Here is a 1407-nt window from a genome sequence, read left to right on the forward strand (position 1 = left end):
TGGATCTACGTCAAGATTGTAGACACACTCAAGTTAATTTTTTGTGTTGCGCAACGTCCATTTTTGGAGTGTTCCACATCCCGAGTAGACCGTCAAAGTGAAAAGAGCCTTTGACCGCCTACTCGGGATGTAGAGCAGAAAATGCATGGATGTTGCGCCCGAAATATGTGGTGGGGTAGATTTCTTTGTACCCCTTTTACGCTGCTGCTCGGCACATTTTCTCATATGCATCGGGTGTGAAATAACCAATACTACCGTGGATTCGCTTGCGATTGTACCAGCCTTCGATGTACTTAAATAAAGCTACACGTGCGGTTTCAAAGTGGCTGTAGCGCGTTTGGTATACTTCTTCTTTTTTGAGTGTTGCGTGAAATGATTCGATGCACGCATTGTCATATGGGCAACCTTTTCGACTGAATGATGGGACCATTTCGTATTTCTGTAAGCGCTCGCCAAAAGCTTCACTTGTATATTGAGAACCTAAATCCGTGTGTATAATGAGTCCTGGCGCTGGATTTTGCGCAGCTACTGCGTTATCAAGTGCTTCTAAAACTAGGTCAACCGTCATTTTACGACCAAATTTATATCCAACAATTTTCTTTGTATGACAATCTAATACCGACGCCAAATAACACCAACCATCATTTACTGTGTGGATATACGTAATATCTGCCACCCATTTTTCATTGATGTTTTCGGTTGTAAAGTCTTGTCCCAACACGTTTTCACGCTCTTCAACTGGTTTCTGCGTTGGCGTCGGACGGTACTTTTTTGTAATGTTTGAACGAATGCCTGCTTTTCTCATAATTCGTTGAATGCGATCAATACTGCCTGTATAGCCCTCTTGTTTAAGGATTTGAAATATTTTCGGTGCACCATAACGGCCGTCACTTTCCTTATGAATAACGCGAATACGAGCGAGTAGCTTTTCATTGGCGACATGATAGCTGTTCGGCTTTTTGTGAAATGATTGATAATACGTACTTTTAGGCATTTTTAAAATGCGACACATCAATTGAATGGGTTGATGCTCGCTTTCTTTTGTAATGTGGTCGATCAGTTCTTGGTCTTCTATTTTTGCGCGAATATGGTCATAGCCTTTTTTAGGATATCTACCTCTTGTTTTAAGCGAAGGTTTTCCTTCTGGATAGCAGCTACTTCAGCTGCAGTTAACTCACCAGTTCCTTCAATTGGAGAATGGAGTTTAATCCATTTATAAATTGTGACTTCTGACACACCATATTCGCTAGCTAGTTGATTGACCGGTGTACCCGAACGATAAAGTTCGACTACTGTTTGTTTGAATTCTTTATTGTACTTTTTTTGACTCATGGTCGGACACGTCCTCTCTTATGTTTAATTCTATTGATTTAACCGAGGTATGTCCACTTATCTATAATACATCCA

At 40.8% G+C, this 1407-nt stretch carries 1 protein-coding gene; it reads right to left on the reverse strand.

Annotation, left to right across the window (positions count from 1 at the left end; translation table 11 throughout):
- Positions 1-196: 196 nt before the first annotated feature.
- A protein-coding gene (locus PVA17_RS24755; protein ID WP_274069340.1) for an IS3 family transposase occupies positions 197-1332 on the reverse strand; the annotation gives its coding sequence in 2 pieces (ribosomal slippage) (positions 197-1107 and positions 1107-1332; 1137 coding nt in all).
- Positions 1333-1407 lie beyond the last annotated feature (75 nt).

The sequence above is a fragment of the Lysinibacillus sp. CNPSo 3705 genome, from assembly GCF_028674935.1.
GTDB lineage: Bacteria > Bacillota > Bacilli > Bacillales_A > Planococcaceae > Lysinibacillus.